Here is a 16,557-nt window from a genome sequence, read left to right on the forward strand (position 1 = left end):
CCCATACAAAGTCCGAATGTACGCTTGCAGACTTACCTATTTGCCTTTAACGACTGATGTGCTTGCAAATCGGGGGCGTCCATGTACGCTGTCACGTCCTGTCGCATTGACGACGAGGGCGACCGTTCGGGCAAGCCGTGGTCGAGCCAGCGCTGCAGGCGCGTGATCTTCGAATCCCACCGCTTCCGTCCATAATGCCATCCTCCGCGAAAGATGACGCATGCGCCGCGCGCCCCCGGCGCGCGAGGCTGGCGCTAAAGCGCCAGCAGATGGGCGATTCGGAGAGCCCCCGCGCCTGCAGGCGCGTGGTCTTCGAATCCCACCGTCTCCGTCCGAACAAACAAAAAAGGCCTCCCGCAGGGGAGGCCTTCTTTGTTTGTTCTGGCGGAGACGGGACTGGCGCGAAGCGCCAGGAGAATGGGCGATTCGGAGAGCCCAGGCCCGGCAGGGCCCGGTCTTCGAATCCCACCGTCTACCGTCCGAACAAAGCAAAACGGCCTCCCGCAGGGGAGGCCGTTTTACTTTGTTCTGGCGGAGACGGTGTCCTTCGAACCTCCTATGAAAAATCGTGGGCTTGCTGTCCTACCCACCTTCCTACCCACCTACACGTCTAGGATTATTTTGACGCTCCCTGCACTACTTTGGACTCTGCTTGCGTGTCCACATGATCAAAAGGAAAAAGCGGGCTGTACGAAAACAGAAGAGCACACCACCAATGTCAGAGCCAGTGGCAGTGGCAGTTGTATGGTATTCCATAGCCTAACTCTCGATAAAACATGTTATCAAGAGTAAAGTCTCCAGCTCGACCGGAGAACGCGACATGGGCAAGCGGCAGCGGAAGCACACTTCTTGTACGTGCTGCGCCTGGAAGGCGATAAGTATTACGTTGGCCAGTCGAGAAACCTAACTGATCGCCTTCAGAAGCACTTCGAGGGACGAGGCTCTTCATGGACGCGGCTGCATAGACCGTTGGAAGTTGTCAGCACGGTCGAGTTGGGTACGACAAGCTGGATCACGGCGAACAGAGCCAAGACTTACCTGACGCTCGACCTCATGAAAATATACGGTACGGATAATGTTCGTGGTGGCGCGTACACTGCTTGCATCCTGCCCTCCGCGTCCATTACGTGTTCCTATGAATGAATCCATAACGACATCCGGCACCGTTCTCACGACATTGCAGTTTCACCAGCTGGCCGACGTGCCGCCGGCGATCGCCTGGTTCGCTAACCTGGATAATCCGCAGACCCGTCGCGCGTACGAGGCCGATCTTCGCGAATTCATGGCGTTTACAGGCGTCGCCGCGCCGGCGCAACTGCGCGACGTAACACGTGGCCACGTGCTGGCGTGGCGTCGCGATCTCGAGCGCCGAGCCCTGGCCGGATCCACCATCCGTCGCAAACTTGCCGCCCTGTCATCGCTGTTCGACTCCCTGTGTGAGGCGCAGGCGGTTGTCGGCAACCCCGTCGACGGCGTGCGGCGCCCGCGGGCTACAACGACCGAAGGAGTGACGCCGGCGCTCGGCGATGACCAGGCACGCGCGCTGCTGGAGGCAGGCGATCCGAGCACACTGGCAGGTCTGCGTGATCGCGCGATCTTGGCCACCCTCCTCTATCACGGGCTGCGCCGCGCCGAACTGTGTGCGCTGCGTGTGGCCGACCTGCAGCGGCGCCGCGGCGTCGACAACCTGCAGGTGCACGGCAAAGGCGACAAGCTGCGCTACGTGCCGCTGCATCCTGAGGCGGCGGCCGCGATCGCCGCTTACCTGCGCATGGCCGGCCATGGTGGCGACCGGCAGGGGGCGCTGTTCAGGCCCACCAGTAACAACACTCGCGGGAGGACCCAGGGCATAACCCCGGATGGTGTGTACCGGCTATTGCGCCGCTACCTTTCCGTGTTAAACATTACGGACGACAACCTCGGTCCCCACGCGCTGCGCGCGACCGCCGCCACCAATGCGCTGGAAAATGGCGCCGATATCGCCCAGGTGCAGGCCTGGCTGGGGCACGCCAGCATTGCCACCACGCGCGTATACGACCGCCGACAAATGCGCCGTGCCGACAGTCCCACCTTCAGCGTGAATTTCGCGCCTGCTGTCAACGCAGCACGCAGTTAGTCGCGCAGCAGCAACCACCGATTGAACCAGTGCCATTCGATCGTGCCGTAGCGCGATGCTGGAAATTCCCGGAACCACACGGGCAACGTGAACACCCTGGTATGTGTGCCGTGGCCAGTCGGCTGGCACTGGTTCCACAGGCACCGCAGGTATTCGTCTTGCGATCGATCAGCGCAACGCCGGGCAGATCGGCTGCTTGTTTCTTCAAGAGTGACAACACGTGCGCTAGCAACCAGTTCGGCGCAGATATTGTCCAATGCATGCGAATCGTTGGAGGTCAGGTGCAGGACGTATGGCGCCACGGCGCCATATCGGCTTTACGTCGGCTCCTAGACGCACCACACCGATGTGGAAGCTGCGGTCATCTGTACGGCACGATGCCACCGGCCTCGTGACCATATAAGCGACTGCTCGGCAAAATGGCACGCATCGCAGGGACGCGTACACACTCAGCCAGTGAGGGCTTTTGTCGGTGTTTGACGCAGCCCTTCGAATGAAAATACAGACAAATTAACCTCCACTGTCAAGATTCTGCGGACAAATTTACCCTTGCGTTACAGACAAACTTGTCTTCCCCCACGCAAATGTGTGTCGTGATGCCTACGGCAATCCAACAAACAACTTGCAGAAAGTTCGGTACCATACTAATATCGTTCGGCACCGAACAAAAGGGGGTATTTTGGATCATTTGAAGGGAAACGCCGTAGCGGAATGGGTCAAGCGTTATCACGCCGCCAGCCGCGCCACGATGGACACTTGCTTGCGTCCGTATGGATTGGGCTCGACGCAATGGTATGTACTTTGGAAGCTAGCCAATAACGGACCCACGGTACAGCGGGATTTTCTAGATCTATTGCAAGTGGAAAAGGCGACCTTGAGCCAAGTCATTGGTGCATTAGTTCAGAAAGGCTTCGTCGAGCAGACGCCGGCGAGCGAGGACCAGCGTCAACGAATGCTGACCATTACCCCGGCGGGACATCGTCTTTGGAAAGAACTGCCCGATCCGATAGAACTGATCCTGAAGCACTCCTTCGACGGCGTTGGTGAGGCCGACATGGCCACCGTTGTTCGGGTACTGCAGGGCGCCACCAAACGTTTGACGTATCGACTAACTCAAGGGAGCAAATAATGACCGTTCTGATCACCGGAGGCACAGGCTTGGTAGGCCAACGCCTGCTAAGGCGTCTTATCAAGAACGGAATTGCCTGCCAGGGCCTCGTCCGTCGCAGCAATGAGCTTCCTCTTGGAACATCAGAGATTGTGGGCGACATTCTCGATCCTGCCTCGCTGAGCCATGCAGTAACAGGCGTTTCCGCGATTATTCACTTGGCCGCAGTGTTTCGCACTCCAGATGAGGAACTGATCTGGAAAGTTAATTTGGAAGGCACGCGTAACCTGATCAATGCCGCAAAAGCCTATGCGCCTGAGGCCCGCTTCATTATGGCCAGTACTTCCAACGTCTACGAGATAGATGCTACGCGTCCCGGCCGCGAGGATGACTGCGTCGAGCCGACCCTAGCTTATCCTGCAAGCAAGCTGGCTGCTGAGAATGCACTGCGCGCGAGTGGATTGAACTGGTCAATCCAACGATATGGCTTCATCTATGGAGACAGCGATGGGCATATTGAAGCGATACACAAGCACCTTCAACACGCAAAATGGCATCCCGCGCATAAGATGAGCATGATTCACCACCGTGACATCGCTAACGCTATGACCATTGCCCTAGCCGGAGCGATGGACGGCCATATTGTGAATATTGTAGATGAAGCCCCCACTTCGATCTACGAACTGTTGAAGCTCGTCGGCTTGGAGTTAGAACCATCTTCGGAGCCGCTTGTGCATCCGTGGCACCTGCATGTCGACGGCTCGCTTGCGCGTCGCCTTGGTTTTATTCCGACTGTTGCGACTGTCCATCAAGCCTACAGGGAAGGTATCCTCTAACAGTCAATGGGACGCGAACGCAGCGCGACGCCGAGCGATGAAGCTTTGGGATCTCATTAGTAGTGCCACGTCGGTCACTCCGGTTCCCCACTCAACTTGTTGAGTAAGATTGTCTCTTAAACGTGGTCAGATTCAGCTGCAAATTACTTGGTAGAGTGGGTAAGATTTCGCCGCAAATCAACAGTTGGGAAGTTGCCACAATTTGGCCTTTATGCATGCAATGCACCGCGGGGTTAAACCATCGCGGCTAGATCGCATGGGCATAAAAAACTCCTCGTCGGCGGGCCAGTATTCGCCGCAAGCCCGGCAACATTTTTCGTTACCGAGTTCGGTGACAAGGTGCAAGGTTGCGAAATTCCACATGAACTCAATGCTGACCATGACAACAATGTTCGGCAAGCGGATCCGATGCGCCAATCTTGACTTGTTTGCTCGCAACGATTTTCCCGGCCATGCCTGACCTCCCTATACAACCACCAACAGACTAGGCATTGATGGTGCTTGAAGTTTAGGGCTCGCTCGGCGCTAGGTCCATGCGGTTTTTTGGAATGTCGTCTTCAGCATTTGCGTACGATCATATACGCGGCTTATACCTCGCCTCTAGGACTCATCTTCATGTCAGGCCACACATCGGCCACTGCGTCGAGAAAGGCGCGGATCAGCGGGTCATTGCCACGGCCAGCGATGTGGGCAATATAGATTGGGAACCGAGCATGCGCGATCGGAGATATGGCCAGATCACCCTGTTGAAGTCCCTCGTCAGCATGCTCTGCTCGCATCAGCATCAACCCAACCCCCGATTGAGCTAAAGCACGCCCTAAGGCTGCATTATCAAAACGGACCACGGTATTTAGCTCTAACCCGCGTTCGTCGAATAATTGACGCAGCATTAGCGAATACGCCATGTTGTAGTCGGTTGGCGTCAGCCAAGGCAACGCCGCCAACTCGGCCCACGTTGCATTTTCGATCCGTTCCTTCCATGCCGATGGCCCGGCTACCTTGAACAGGATGGTCGTCATCTCGTAGTAGGTGAAACCGGTCCCGATGGGAAGTCCCAGCAGCATTCCCACGTCCAGCTCACCAGTGCTGAGGCCCTGCCGCACTCCCGTCGATGGCCTCGCACGCAATTCAACGTCTATCAATGGATTTCGTTCCCGCAGCACGCGGATGACATCGCCGATCCGACAGGAATTCGGTTCGCTACTGGAGCTGACGACTAGTTGGCCCTCTATCTTGCCGCGGATCTCGCGAGCAAACGAGGTGAAAACCGCCGCTTCATTGAGCAGCATTTTCGCTTTAATCAACAGCAACTGGCCGGCACGTGTCAATTCCAGGCCACGATTGGCGCGCACGAAAAGCTTGGTGTCCAGGAGTTCTTCCACGGCACGCACGTGTGCACTAGCTGCAGACACGCTGATATGAAGCCGCTCCGCAGCGCGGGTGAGGTGCTGCTCCTCCGCCACGGCAGCGAACGTGCGGAGTTGAACAAGATCGATTTGAATGGTGCTCTCCGGTATTCGACGATCTCTCGGGACCGATTCGAATCGTTCACAAAACTGGCAGTCCGGTTCCCGAAAATCCAAATAGACCAACGTGGTATTCAGGTCATAGACTGCCCAACATGACATCACCTCGAAGCAAGCGCGGACACAGCTGATATCGCGTCATGCCGAAAGTTCGTCTTCGATAAAAGAAGCTTTTCGTCACTGAACTACAGGGCCGCCAAAAGCGCTGCCTTGCGGAGCCTTGCAGCTTCGCGACGATTGTGCCACGCGCGCATCCCTTAACACAAGCAGTCGAATCCTTGCCAGTCACAGGAGGTATCCATACGTCCGTAATCAGCTGATATCACTTCGTAGCATCTAAAAAAGTCGCGGATGCGACTACTAAAAAACGGAGACATGAAATGATCTGCACCAAAAAAATCCTGCTGCCGCTCTCTATGTTAAGCCTGTTCGGACCGGTACAGGCTCAGACCTCGGTCGCTCTGTACGGCGTCATCGATCTTGGCATCGCCTATGCCAAGGGTTCTCGTAGCAACGCCGTTCAGGTCTTGCCTGGCGGCCTGCATACGCCCAGACTCGGCTTTCGCGCGACGGAGGGCCTGGGGAACGGCATGAGCGCCAGCCTTGTGCTGGAGGCCGGTTACGATCCTGACGACGGCATGGGAAAGGCCACCAACACCAACAATCAGCGGACCGGCAACACAGTTCCGGGAGGCTTGACCTTCAATCGCCGCGCGACCTTATCCTTGTCAGGCCCATGGGGCGAAGTCCGTGCCGGACGTGACTATGTTCCCCAATATATGAACTTTGCTATCGGCGACCCGCACGGCCTTGTTGGCTTTGGCATCGCCATGCCGCGCCGTGGCCTGATCACCGGCCCTGCCGCGATCAGGGCATCGAACAGCGTCAGTTATCATACTCCGCGCAGCCTGGGCGGTTTTGGCATCAACGCCATGCACTACCGGGGAGAAAATCCGGGTGGCACACCGACTTCCGACGATGGCAATGGCGCCGGTATCCGGCTGAGCTACGAGCAAGGCCCGTTCATCGGCGGGATTGCTACCGGCCGCACCAACTATGCCGCAGGGGATTCGATACAGCGCAACATTGCCGCCGCCTGGGACTTTGGCACCTTCAGGGTAATGGCGTTCATGAACAGCGACCGTGCCGGAACGCTGTCGGCAAGGGGCGGTGTCGCCGGAGTCCAGGTGCCGGTCGGCAGCGGTCAGTTCAGGTTTGCATATTCGTACCATCGCACTGACGCACCGGGCAATCCCGAAGGACGAAAACTCGCCCTGGGCTATGTCTACAACCTGTCAAAACAGACGGCCTTGTACACCACGGTGGCACGCATCAGTAACAGCGGCGGCGCGGCGCACGCCCTCGTCGACGATACAACCGGCGCCAATGAGTCTACCAGCGGCATCGTCATCGGCATGCGCAAACATTTCTAACCTTTTCGCTGTACCGGCCTGCCCGGTACTGCTAATCGCGGGGACTCCCTTCCCCGCCCGTACATCCGTCATGATGGCAAGCCTGACAGCCATCATCTGGCTTTCCCACGGCGCCGGCATCATCCTCCAGCGACGCCGGCCTACCTGATCCCGCACGTACGACGCTTCCCATCAGCCCCTTGTCCTGGAGATTTCTGATTTCTCCAATACGTGGCGAATCGATCTTTGGATGCCAAGCAAGCAGTGCGAACCGGCCCGCATGACACCTGCGAATTGCAGGGCGCTCCGATACGCGCGCGCACCACCGATGCACTGTTGCCATTTCCCTTGTTAACTCGTGTGGGGCATGGCATCCGTAGCGGACTACCGGGCGATTGAAAACGCATCGCAGGGACGCCGAACAGGATGACACGAAATGGCGAAGCGGGTCCCGACCCGGTGGCCGGAACCCGCCTGCAGCGCGCCTGGGACTATGCCCATCACGGGCGCTATGGACTTACTCTTCCTGGAATGCCAGTTCGCGCTTCGCCTTAATTGCAGGCAAGGCTACGATGATGACCAGCACAGCGGTAGCGCAAAGCAGGGCCAGCGACAGTGGCCTGGTCAGGAAAACACTGAAATCGCCACGCGACAGCAGCAGGGCACGCCGGAAGTTCTCTTCCATCATGGGACCAAGCACAAAGCCAAGCACCAGTGGCACGCCTTCACAGCCAAGCTTGATGAACAGGTAGCCGATCAACCCGAACGCGGCTGTCACGAAAATGTCGAAAGTGCTGTTGTTGACGGTATAAACACCGATACAGCAGAACACCAGAATAGCCGGGTACAGGAAACGGTAAGGCACGGTCAGCAGTTTCACCCAGATTCCGACCAACGGCAGATTGAGCACCACAAGCGCCAGGTTGCCAACCCACATCGACACAATCAGCCCCCAGAACAGCGATGGGTTAACCGTCATCACCTGCGGGCCAGGCTGGATGTTATGGATCGTCATGGCTCCGACCATCAAAGCCATCACCGCATTCGGCGGAATACCCAACGTCAACAATGGAATGAAGGACGTCTGCGCGGCAGCGTTGTTTGCAGCTTCCGGCGCGGCAACACCTTCGATGGCGCCTTGTCCGAGCTCTGCCTTGTGCTTGCTCACCTTTTTCTCGAGCGAATAGGCACCAAAAGCGGACAGGGCCGCGCCGCCACCGGGCAGGATGCCGAGCATCGAGCCGAGCACGGTGCCGCGCAGGATCGGGGCAATCATGCGCCTGAAATCCTCCTTCGTAGGAAACATGCTGGTCACCTTGTTCGTGAATATTTCACGTGGCCCCTTTTTCTCGAGATTGGTAACGACTTCGGCAAAGCCGAATACGCCCATCGCCACGGCGACGAAGCCAATCCCTTCCGTCAATTCAGGTATGCCGAACGTGTAGCGTGATACGCCGGTATTGACGTCCGTACCAACCAGGCCTCCCAGCAGGCCAAGGCAAATCATTCCGATTGCCTTGATCAGAGATCCGGACGCGAGCACCACCGCGCCGATCAGACCGAGCACCATCAGGGAGAAATACTCCGCCGGACCGAATTTGAACGCGACAGTCGCCAGAGGCACGGCGAATGCTGCCAGCAACAGGATGCCGACGGAACCAGCAAAGAACGAGCCCAGCGCAGCGGTGGTGAGTGCCACCCCGCCTCTTCCCCGCCGTGCCATCTGGTAGCCGTCGATACAGGTGACGACGGACGAAGTCTCACCAGGCAGATTGACCAGGATGGCTGTCGTCGAGCCGCCATACTGCGCGCCATAATATATGCCTGCAAGCATGATTAGACCACCCAGCGGAGGCAGGGCGTAGGTCGCAGGTAACAGCATGGCGATGGTTGCGACAGGGCCCAGGCCGGGCAGCACGCCGATTAGGGTGCCAATGGTGACGCCGATCAGGCAATACACCAGGTTCATCGGCACGTTGAAGGTCATGCCGAACAGGGTCAGGGTTTCCGGCGCCAATACCGCGCCAAAGCCCAGGCTGAGGTGGGAAAGCAGAAGTTCCATGTGGCCCTCCCCTTAATTACCAAGGAACGTTGGCCACATCTGGAACTGCAGTTCCAGGGCATAGACGAAAACGAACAGGCATAACGCGCTCAGTACCGCAGCATTGATGATCGTCGCGCGCCAGGTGAATTCGTCGCTCCCGTAACTGGAGATTCCGACAAGCAGTAGCAGACACGGCACGAGGCCGAGATGCTCCAGCAGCACGCCGAACAGTACGACCGGTCCGAGGATGAGCAAAAGCTTCGAAAAGGCGAACTTGTTGACTGCCTGGCGTGCCGCTTTCTTCGACAGGCTGCCGACCGAGACCTTGAGACCAACCAACACGAGGATTACGCCCAGTATCGTGGGAAAGTAGCCTGGTCCCATCTGGGCCGCCGATCCAAAATCGTATTCCGTGCCGACACTGGCAAAGAAGGCGCCGAATGCGACGAACATCACGCCCGCCCAAAAGTCCTGCTGATTTCTGATGTACATACCGCTTGTCTCCTTATCGTCTGTATATTTTTCCGCCGTGACGCAATCACGGCACTACTGCCAGCCTGGACGTGTCATGTCATCTTGGCTCCTCGGCACGGTAAAATTCGGGCCAGTAGCGCAGCACCAGCTCTTGTTTCGCGCCATAGGCATAACAGCTATCGATGCGCAGAGGGCGACCATCGGCATCAAGCGGTTCTGCCTTGCCTTTGCGCAGCATGCTCAGCGACTGAAAGGCAACAGTGGCCATGGGCATCAGAAGCTCCATCAAATGCGTGCAACTGGCAGCGCCGCCGAGTTTTGCGCGTACTGCCTTGCTCCATCCGCGGGTCATGCGCATTCCCTTGATCGACTGCAGCGCAAGGCCCCCCTCGGGGCATTGGCCGTAAGGCGCGGCATCGGTAAAGGTCTGCACGGCGCACACGGTCAGCTGCTCATCAAACACCAGCCGGACGCCCAGATCGTGAAGTGGCTCGCCGGCCGGGACCTGCCGGCTACCATAGGCAGAAGCGAAATCGCGGGGTTTGCGGTCGACCAGCCGGCTCTCGACTTCGTACAACCCGTCCGAGCGGCGGAAGCCTCGCATATCAATGCGGCGGAAATGCAACTCTTCCCTGCTGACATCCCCGCCGATCTGTGGCTGCGGGTGGAGGGATTCGTCGAAAGTCATGGACATGATGTGATCATCCAGCACGGCTTCAGCCGAAGCGCGGTGCGCGCTTGTCGAGAAAGGCTTCGACCGCTTCGCTGTGATCCGGTGTCTTGTGAGCGATGGCCTGGAACACTGCGGACAGCTCGAGCACGCTGTCCAGGCGGCCGTGAATCGCCTCGCGCATCAGGCGCTTGGTCAAGCGCACACCGTGGGAAGCATGCTGGGTAATGCGCCCGGCAAGTTCACGCGCTGCCTCCATCAGTTCCGCTCGCGGCACCACGCGCGAGACCAGGTTCCAGGCCAGCGCTTGTTGCGCGTCCAGCATATCGCCAGTAAATGCCATTTCCGCCGCGCGCGACATGCCGACGATGCGCGGCAACAGCCAGGCCCCGCCATCCCCGGGTATGATACCCAGCTTGATGAAACTCTCGGCGAACCTGGCGTTGTCAGCTGCGATACGGATATCACACATGCAGGCAAGGTCGAGGCCGGCGCCGATGGCATGACCGTTCACGGCAGCGATGACCGGTACTTCCAGGTTGAACAACGCCAGCGTCAACCGTTGAATGCCGCGGCGGTAATCATGGCGTATATCCATCTCGCTCACCTCCGCCGTGGCCTGCCGCTTCATCTCGCGGATGTCCCCTCCCGCGCAAAACGAAGGGCCGTTTCCGGTGAGGATGACACAACGCACGCCGCGATCGTCGTGAATGCGCTCGATGGCAGCGAGAAATTCCGGCACCGCACTGTTGCCGGTCAGCGGGTTACGCTGCTCGGGCTGGTTCATGGTCAGGATGACGAGCGGGCCGTCTTGTTCGTAGATCAGAAAATCGGACATGGTGTGCTTCCTGTCAGTCGTAAAATTGTATTGGGCGGGCAGCAGCGCGGTTAGTGCCGCGTGGTGAACGCGTCCAGCAATGTGCCAACGTCGTCCAGATCCTCCAGTCCCTGGGCGGCCTCCAGCATCCGATCGACATCGCATTCCGGCAGCCCGTCGCGCCACTTCGCGGCGAGGTCGTGCCAACTCACCTCGCCGCGCAGGCTGTGACCGCGCGGATGGTCGATCCGCATCGAGACCGTGGGGCGGCTACGTGTGGAGATGGCCACGGTTGCGCCGCGTCCGTTTGGCTGGTAGTGATCCAGATCTGCATCGCCGCGCAGTGTGACGAGGGGACGCAGCCGGATATAGGCCGGATCGGACAGCACTGCCGGAAATGGCGACTCGCGCAGTCCGAGCCCGCCGCGCACCAGGGCAGCGCTGAGCATGTCCTGCAGGCAGATATTGTGCATGGCACGGTTGTCCACCACTTTCATCGTATCGGTCGGCATGCCCACGTCCACCGACACGATCTCGCCGGTGTCGATAGCGTGCTTGGCGATCAGCGCCAGGGCCGCCTCGACCGCAGCGTGGATCGGGTAGCCGCAGTTGAGGAACTTGAAATTGGCCCCCATGATGGCGTAGCGATCGCCCAGGCCGCGTGTCGCCAGCACGCGCTGGCCGTCCTCACCCCAGGCATCGAGCACGCCATGCGGCGCGCCGATGATGTCTTCGTTGCCCTGCAGGCCGGCTGCTGCCATCAGCGCCGCCGTTACCCCGGCGGCAGCGAACTGCCCATTGCACAGCGACTTGCTGATATGGCGCTTCTCCGCGTACAAAGCACACAAAGCGTTGCTGCTGAAGCTGGACAGCGCCATGGCGTGGCATTGCCGCTCCGGGTCCAGCCCAAGCAGCCTGCCACCGGCCACCGCGCAGCCGATGGCGAACAGAAAGTCGGAATTCAGGCTGAAGCGGTTCTTGACGGAGAACAGGCCGCCACAAGCCTCGACGATGCGCACACCGACGTCATAGCCCAGCACTACCGCATTGAGCAGTTCTGCACCACTGGCGCGCTGGCGTTCAGCCAGTGCCAGGGCGGCATGCACGATGCTGGCGCCAGGATGGCCGCCGACCACATGCGCACCATCGACCTCCTCGCCGTGGCCAGCAGTACCGTTTGCCAGGGCAGCGCTGGCGGCCGGAACGCGCTGTCCGGTGGCCAGGATGCGCGCCTCTGGCAGACCGCCAGACTGCGCTGCGAAGCGCGCGGCAAGCGCACCTGCCAGGCTGCGCCGGGCGAAAAATGCGCAGGCGATCTCGTCGAAGATGACCTTCCTGGCGCGCTCTCTGACTTCGGCCGGAATTCCCGCGATCGACGTCGATGCTGCGTACTTCGCGATCGTTAGGCTGATGGTATCGCTCATGCTATGAATTCCTTCAGTGGATCTTGATGTTGGCGGACTTTATGACCGTTCCCAGGTTGGCGGACTCCGCCCTCATCATGGCCGCGAACTCATCCGGCGTTGAAATCAGCGCTTCCGCGCCCTGGCTTTCGAGGGTGCGCTGCACGCTCGGCGTCGTCAGTATTTTTTTCAGCTCGGCGGCAAGCTTGTCAACGATTGGCCTGGGCGTGCCTGCGGGCGCGTACAAGCCCCACCAGGCCTTCTCGTCGAAGGCCGGCAGTCCGGCCTCGGCGAAAGTCGGCACGCCGGGCAGGAGCGCGACCCGTTTCGGCCCTGTCACCGCGAGCGGCCTGAGCGCTCCCGAGGCAGCGTGCGGCGCGACGATCATCGGTGTGTTGTAGGAGATCTGGACATGCCCGGCGATGGCATCAACCAATGCCTGGCCGCCGCCCTTGTACGGCACGTGCTGGGTGCGCACTCCTGTCAGCAGGTCGAATACCGCGCCGTCGATGTGCGAACCGCCGCCGCTGCCGGAGGATCCGTAGTTCAGCTGGTTGGGGCGTGCCTTGGCATAGGCGATGAATTCCTTCAATGTCCTGGCCGGCACCGATGGGTGGACCGACATGACGTAGCGGCTGACGCCGAGTGTGCCGATTGGCGCAAAGTCCTTCAGGGGCTGGTACCTGACCCTCATCATCAAAGGCACCGCGATATGGGTATTGGTCGCCACCAGCAGCGTATAGCCATCCGGCACGGCCCTGGCCACCGCCTCGGCTGCGATGCTGGTGTTGGCCCCGCTGCGGTTCTCCACGATCACCGGCTGCCCCCAGCTCTCCTGGAACTTTTGTGCGATCAGCCTTGCCATATTGTTGGTGCTGCCACCAGGACCGACACCGACCAGTATCCTGATTGGCTGGCGTGGGTAAGCCTGCTGCGCGGCCACGTCGACAACAGTCAGCGTCATTAATGCAAGGGGAATTACGCGTACGACGGATGCAGGCAATTTGTACATGCTTGTCTCGCTCCAGGTTGTCAACTGTTCTTGATTCGCTGCCTGTCACGGCAGCGCTCAGCCATTCCCCACGATAGTTGCGGCACTTCCCGATATCGTGCTTACTCTGGCTGGATGCCCGCCGCGCGCGCCAGGCTCACCCATTTACTGGTTTCCGCGGCCATAAAATCCTTCAACTGCTCTGGCCCCATGTCCAGCGTAGTTGATCCGTGGCGTTTGAGCGCTGCGACCACATCGGGGTGTTTGCGCGCCTTTGCTACGGCGTCGGCAAGTCGTTGCACCACATCGCGTGGCATGCCGGCTGGCCCAACCAGTGCGTTCCACGAAGGAAAGTCAAAGCCCGGCAACGTTTCCGAGATGGCGGGCCACGAAGGCGTGGCCGGATTGCGGCGCAGTGACGTAACGCCAAGTGCGCGCATTTGCCCCCCCTGGACCTGCGACAGCGCATTGCCTGGATCGGTCAATGTCGCCTCGAGCACGCCTCCCATGACATCCGTGATACTGGCCGGCGTACCTCGATAAGGAACGTCCATGAGCTGGATGCCGGCGCGCTGGTTCAGCGTGGCGATCTGCAGCCGTACCGATGCTGTGGATGATCCGACCGACACCTTTCCAGGACGCTGCTTGGCGTATGCAATGAATTCGGCAAGCGTACGGGCTGGATGGCTTGCCTTGACGAGCAAGACATGATTGGTGAGGGTGACGCCGGCGATAGGGGTGAAGTCCCGCAGCGGGTCATATGGTAGATTCTTTACGAACGCCACATTCGCTGCCAGCGGCGAATTGGAACCGCACATGAGGGTCAAGCCGTCGGGCTTGGCGCGGAGCACGTCAAGCGTGCCGATGGTGCCGTTGCCGCCGGCCTTGTTATCGACGATAAAACTCTGGCCCAGGATCCCATACAACTGCTGTGTCAGCACGCGGGTGGCAAAGTCGTTCGACGACCCGGCAGGAAGAGGAACGATGACACGGACAGGACGCTTGGATTGTGCTTGCGCCACCGTCACACTGGTGGGCAGCAGCACTGCCAGCCCGAGCGTTTTGAGGAAGGTACGGGTTTTCATCGGCTTCTATCTCCATTGGTTTTTATCTTGCAGCGGCCGGGGACCGCTGTTTGAATCTTGTGCTCCATCATGCAACTCAAGACCGGGCCTAACCTGCAGCGTGGCATCCGCTGGATGCGGATCGCCAGTGAGGCTCGGGTATGTCTGCACGCTTGTCACGGTATTCACCACAATGTCGTTCGCGTATGTGAACATTCAATCCTATATGCGTCATAAGTCTACGCTATTTCGCTTTCGACATACTTTCTATTTTTGCGAATCGGGTTCCTGAAAATCGGAAGGATGGCACGTCGAAATTGCACTCCGCCACCGGCTATACTCGGCGAAAAACAGGAGATACTGCGTGCCCCCCTCGCCCCATACCGCAATGTCGACCTTCGCTCCGCTGCGCCGCTCCGCGTTTCGGATGTTATGGCTGGCCTGGCTCGGCGCGAACATGACGATGTGGATGAATGACGTCGCCGCCGCATGGTTGATGACTACGCTGACCGACAACGCCTTCATGGTCGCCATGGTGCAAACGGCTTCGACCTTGCCGGTGTTCCTGCTTGGCCTGCCGAGCGGCGCGCTGGCGGACATTGTCGACCGGCGCCGCTACTTCGCACTGACCCAGGTGTGGGTTTGCGTGGTCGCCGTATTGCTGGCAGTGCTGTCCTTCACAGGGGCTCTCTCCGCCTCCTTGCTGCTGGTACTCACATTTGCAAACGGCATCGGCATGGCGATGCGCTGGCCCGTATTTGCGGCCATCGTGCCGGATCTGGTTCCAGGCCACGAATTGCCGGCAGCGCTAGCGCTGAACGGCGTCGCGATGAACATGTCGCGCGTGATTGGCCCGGTCGCCGCTGGAGCGCTGATCGCAGGTGCCGGCAGCGGATATGTGTTCGCCCTGAACGCCGCCTTGGCGATGGTGTCGTTCACCCTGATCCTGCGTTGGCGTCCCGCTCCAAAAGTGAGCACCCTACCCAAGGAACGCTTTTTGGCCGCCATGCGCGTGGGGCTGCAGCATGTCGCGCGCTCGCCCCGGATGCGGATCCTGCTGATGCGAATATTTCTGTTTTTCTTTCAGGCGACTGCGCTGACTGCACTGCTGCCGCTGATCGCACGAGGGATCGATGGCGGAGGCCCCGGCATTTTCACCGCCCTGCTGGCGGCGATGGGAAGTGGGGCACTGCTGATGGCCCTTAACCTTGCCCGCGTGCGTCCCTACATCGGCCGCGATACCATCGTGTATTGGGGCATCGGCGTCCATGCGGTTGCCTCTGTCTCGGCCACACTGTCCACTTCATTGTGGCTGGCCCTGCCAGCGATGGCGGTGGCAGGCATGGCCTGGATCGCCGCGGCGAATTCGTTGACCGTGGCCGCACAGCTGGCCCTGCCCAACTGGGTGCGCGCGCGTGGCATGTCGATCTACCATATGGCCGTCATGTCCGGAGGCGCGGCCGGAGCAGCCCTCTGGGGCGCTGTCGCACAGGTCGCTTCAGTATCGACCAGCGTCATCGTCGCTTCGGCATTCGGCCCTTTGCTGCTGGTGTTGACCAGACGCCATGGCGCAGGCGGAGACAAGGATGTCGATCTGTCTCCAGCCGCGCCCATCGGTGGGGCCCTGCCTCCTGTATTCGACATCGCCCCGAATACCGGGCCGATCATGGTCACGATCGAATACAAGATCCCTCCTGCCAATCTGGAAACATTTACTGCCGTGATGCGCGAGACCCGAATGGCAAGGCTACGCCAAGGCGCCATGACGTGGGGACTATTACGCGACACCACCGAACCAGGACGCTACATCGAGTACTTCCTGGACGAAAACTGGGTGGAGCATCAGCGCCGACTGGAACGGCTCAATGCTTCAGACATGCATCTTCGGCAACGTCGACTGGACTGCCATGTTGGCGCTGAACCGCCCAGGATTAAGCGCTTTGTGAGTGAGCTGGCTTAGTTCACCCATTGATCGAGGAGCACTCGCAACCCTGCACGCAGGACTGGCCGCCGCAAGCCTTGTTCGAAGGCCGGGTGTAGCATGATTTTGGGAAGGCATGAAAGGAAGCGGGGCGGGAAAGCACACATGAACCGGG

General features: G+C 59.6%; 14 protein-coding genes. 6 read left to right on the forward strand and 8 right to left on the reverse strand.

Annotation, left to right across the window (positions count from 1 at the left end; all coding sequences use genetic code 11):
- The first annotated feature begins 855 nt into the window (after positions 1-855).
- The 4 genes from FHS02_RS32075 to FHS02_RS11910 all read left to right on the forward strand — a co-directional run bounded on the left by FHS02_RS32075 (position 856) and on the right by FHS02_RS11910 (position 4,060).
- A complete protein-coding gene (locus FHS02_RS32075) occupies positions 856-1,143 on the forward strand; it encodes a GIY-YIG nuclease family protein (RefSeq protein WP_371861496.1) in 288 nt (95 codons plus the stop codon).
- Positions 1,136-2,116, forward strand: a complete 981-nt coding sequence (locus FHS02_RS11900) for a tyrosine-type recombinase/integrase (RefSeq protein WP_137312052.1) — start codon at positions 1,136-1,138, stop codon at positions 2,114-2,116. Before FHS02_RS32075 ends, FHS02_RS11900 begins: the two co-directional genes overlap by 8 nt.
- A gap of 679 nt (positions 2,117-2,795) precedes the next feature.
- Positions 2,796-3,245 carry a MarR family winged helix-turn-helix transcriptional regulator gene (locus FHS02_RS11905; protein WP_217496879.1) on the forward strand — a complete coding sequence of 150 codons (450 nt, stop codon included), beginning with the start codon at positions 2,796-2,798 and terminating at the stop codon, positions 3,243-3,245.
- Positions 3,245-4,060: an NAD-dependent epimerase/dehydratase family protein gene (locus FHS02_RS11910; RefSeq protein WP_137312051.1), complete on the forward strand. Its 816-nt coding sequence runs from the start codon at positions 3,245-3,247 to the stop codon at positions 4,058-4,060. The genes FHS02_RS11905 and FHS02_RS11910 overlap by 1 nt, the downstream gene beginning before the upstream one ends.
- A gap of 587 nt (positions 4,061-4,647) precedes the next feature.
- Here the strand turns inward: FHS02_RS11910 and FHS02_RS11915 are convergent.
- Positions 4,648-5,577, reverse strand: a complete 930-nt coding sequence (locus FHS02_RS11915) for a LysR family transcriptional regulator (RefSeq protein WP_371870569.1) — start codon at positions 5,575-5,577, stop codon at positions 4,648-4,650.
- 389 nt (positions 5,578-5,966) lie between these two features.
- Here FHS02_RS11915 and FHS02_RS11920 point away from each other — a divergent pair, with 389 nt between their 5' ends.
- Positions 5,967-7,019, forward strand: a complete 1,053-nt coding sequence (locus FHS02_RS11920; protein ID WP_137312049.1) for a porin — start codon at positions 5,967-5,969, stop codon at positions 7,017-7,019.
- A 496-nt stretch (positions 7,020-7,515) separates the two neighbouring features.
- Here FHS02_RS11920 and FHS02_RS11925 read toward each other — a convergent pair whose 3' ends face one another.
- The 7 genes from FHS02_RS11925 to FHS02_RS11955 form a co-directional block, all read right to left on the reverse strand.
- The gene (locus FHS02_RS11925) at positions 7,516-9,060 is read right to left on the reverse strand and encodes a tripartite tricarboxylate transporter permease (RefSeq protein WP_137312048.1); all 1,545 of its coding nucleotides are present in this window, start codon (positions 9,058-9,060) and stop codon (positions 7,516-7,518) included.
- A 12-nt stretch (positions 9,061-9,072) separates the two neighbouring features.
- Complete coding sequence (locus FHS02_RS11930) at positions 9,073-9,534, reverse strand: tripartite tricarboxylate transporter TctB family protein (RefSeq protein ID WP_137312047.1); 462 nt, start codon at positions 9,532-9,534, stop codon at positions 9,073-9,075.
- A 79-nt stretch (positions 9,535-9,613) separates the two neighbouring features.
- Positions 9,614-10,204: a DUF2889 domain-containing protein gene (locus FHS02_RS11935; RefSeq protein ID WP_137317180.1), complete on the reverse strand. Its 591-nt coding sequence runs from the start codon at positions 10,202-10,204 to the stop codon at positions 9,614-9,616.
- A 28-nt stretch (positions 10,205-10,232) separates the two neighbouring features.
- Entirely contained in the window at positions 10,233-11,024 is a 792-nt protein-coding gene (locus FHS02_RS11940) for a crotonase/enoyl-CoA hydratase family protein (protein WP_137312046.1), read from the reverse strand.
- Between the two features lie 50 nt (positions 11,025-11,074).
- A complete protein-coding gene (locus tag FHS02_RS11945) occupies positions 11,075-12,427 on the reverse strand; it encodes an MmgE/PrpD family protein (protein ID WP_137312045.1) in 1,353 nt (450 codons plus the stop codon).
- Positions 12,428-12,440: 13 nt separating this feature from the next.
- Positions 12,441-13,418 carry a tripartite tricarboxylate transporter substrate binding protein gene (locus FHS02_RS11950; protein ID WP_137312044.1) on the reverse strand — a complete coding sequence of 326 codons (978 nt, stop codon included), beginning with the start codon at positions 13,416-13,418 and terminating at the stop codon, positions 12,441-12,443.
- Between the two features lie 101 nt (positions 13,419-13,519).
- A complete protein-coding gene (locus FHS02_RS11955; RefSeq protein ID WP_137312043.1) occupies positions 13,520-14,482 on the reverse strand; it encodes a Bug family tripartite tricarboxylate transporter substrate binding protein in 963 nt (320 codons plus the stop codon).
- A gap of 367 nt (positions 14,483-14,849) precedes the next feature.
- On the opposite strand from FHS02_RS11955, the gene FHS02_RS11960 reads away from it, so the two are divergent.
- The gene (locus FHS02_RS11960) at positions 14,850-16,421 is read left to right on the forward strand and encodes an MFS transporter (RefSeq protein WP_137312042.1); all 1,572 of its coding nucleotides are present in this window, start codon (positions 14,850-14,852) and stop codon (positions 16,419-16,421) included.
- Positions 16,422-16,557: the final 136 nt, after the last annotated feature.

Origin of the sequence: Pseudoduganella umbonata, from assembly GCF_014192225.1 — a bacterium.
In the GTDB taxonomy this organism is placed as follows: domain Bacteria; phylum Pseudomonadota; class Gammaproteobacteria; order Burkholderiales; family Burkholderiaceae_D; genus Rugamonas; species Rugamonas umbonata.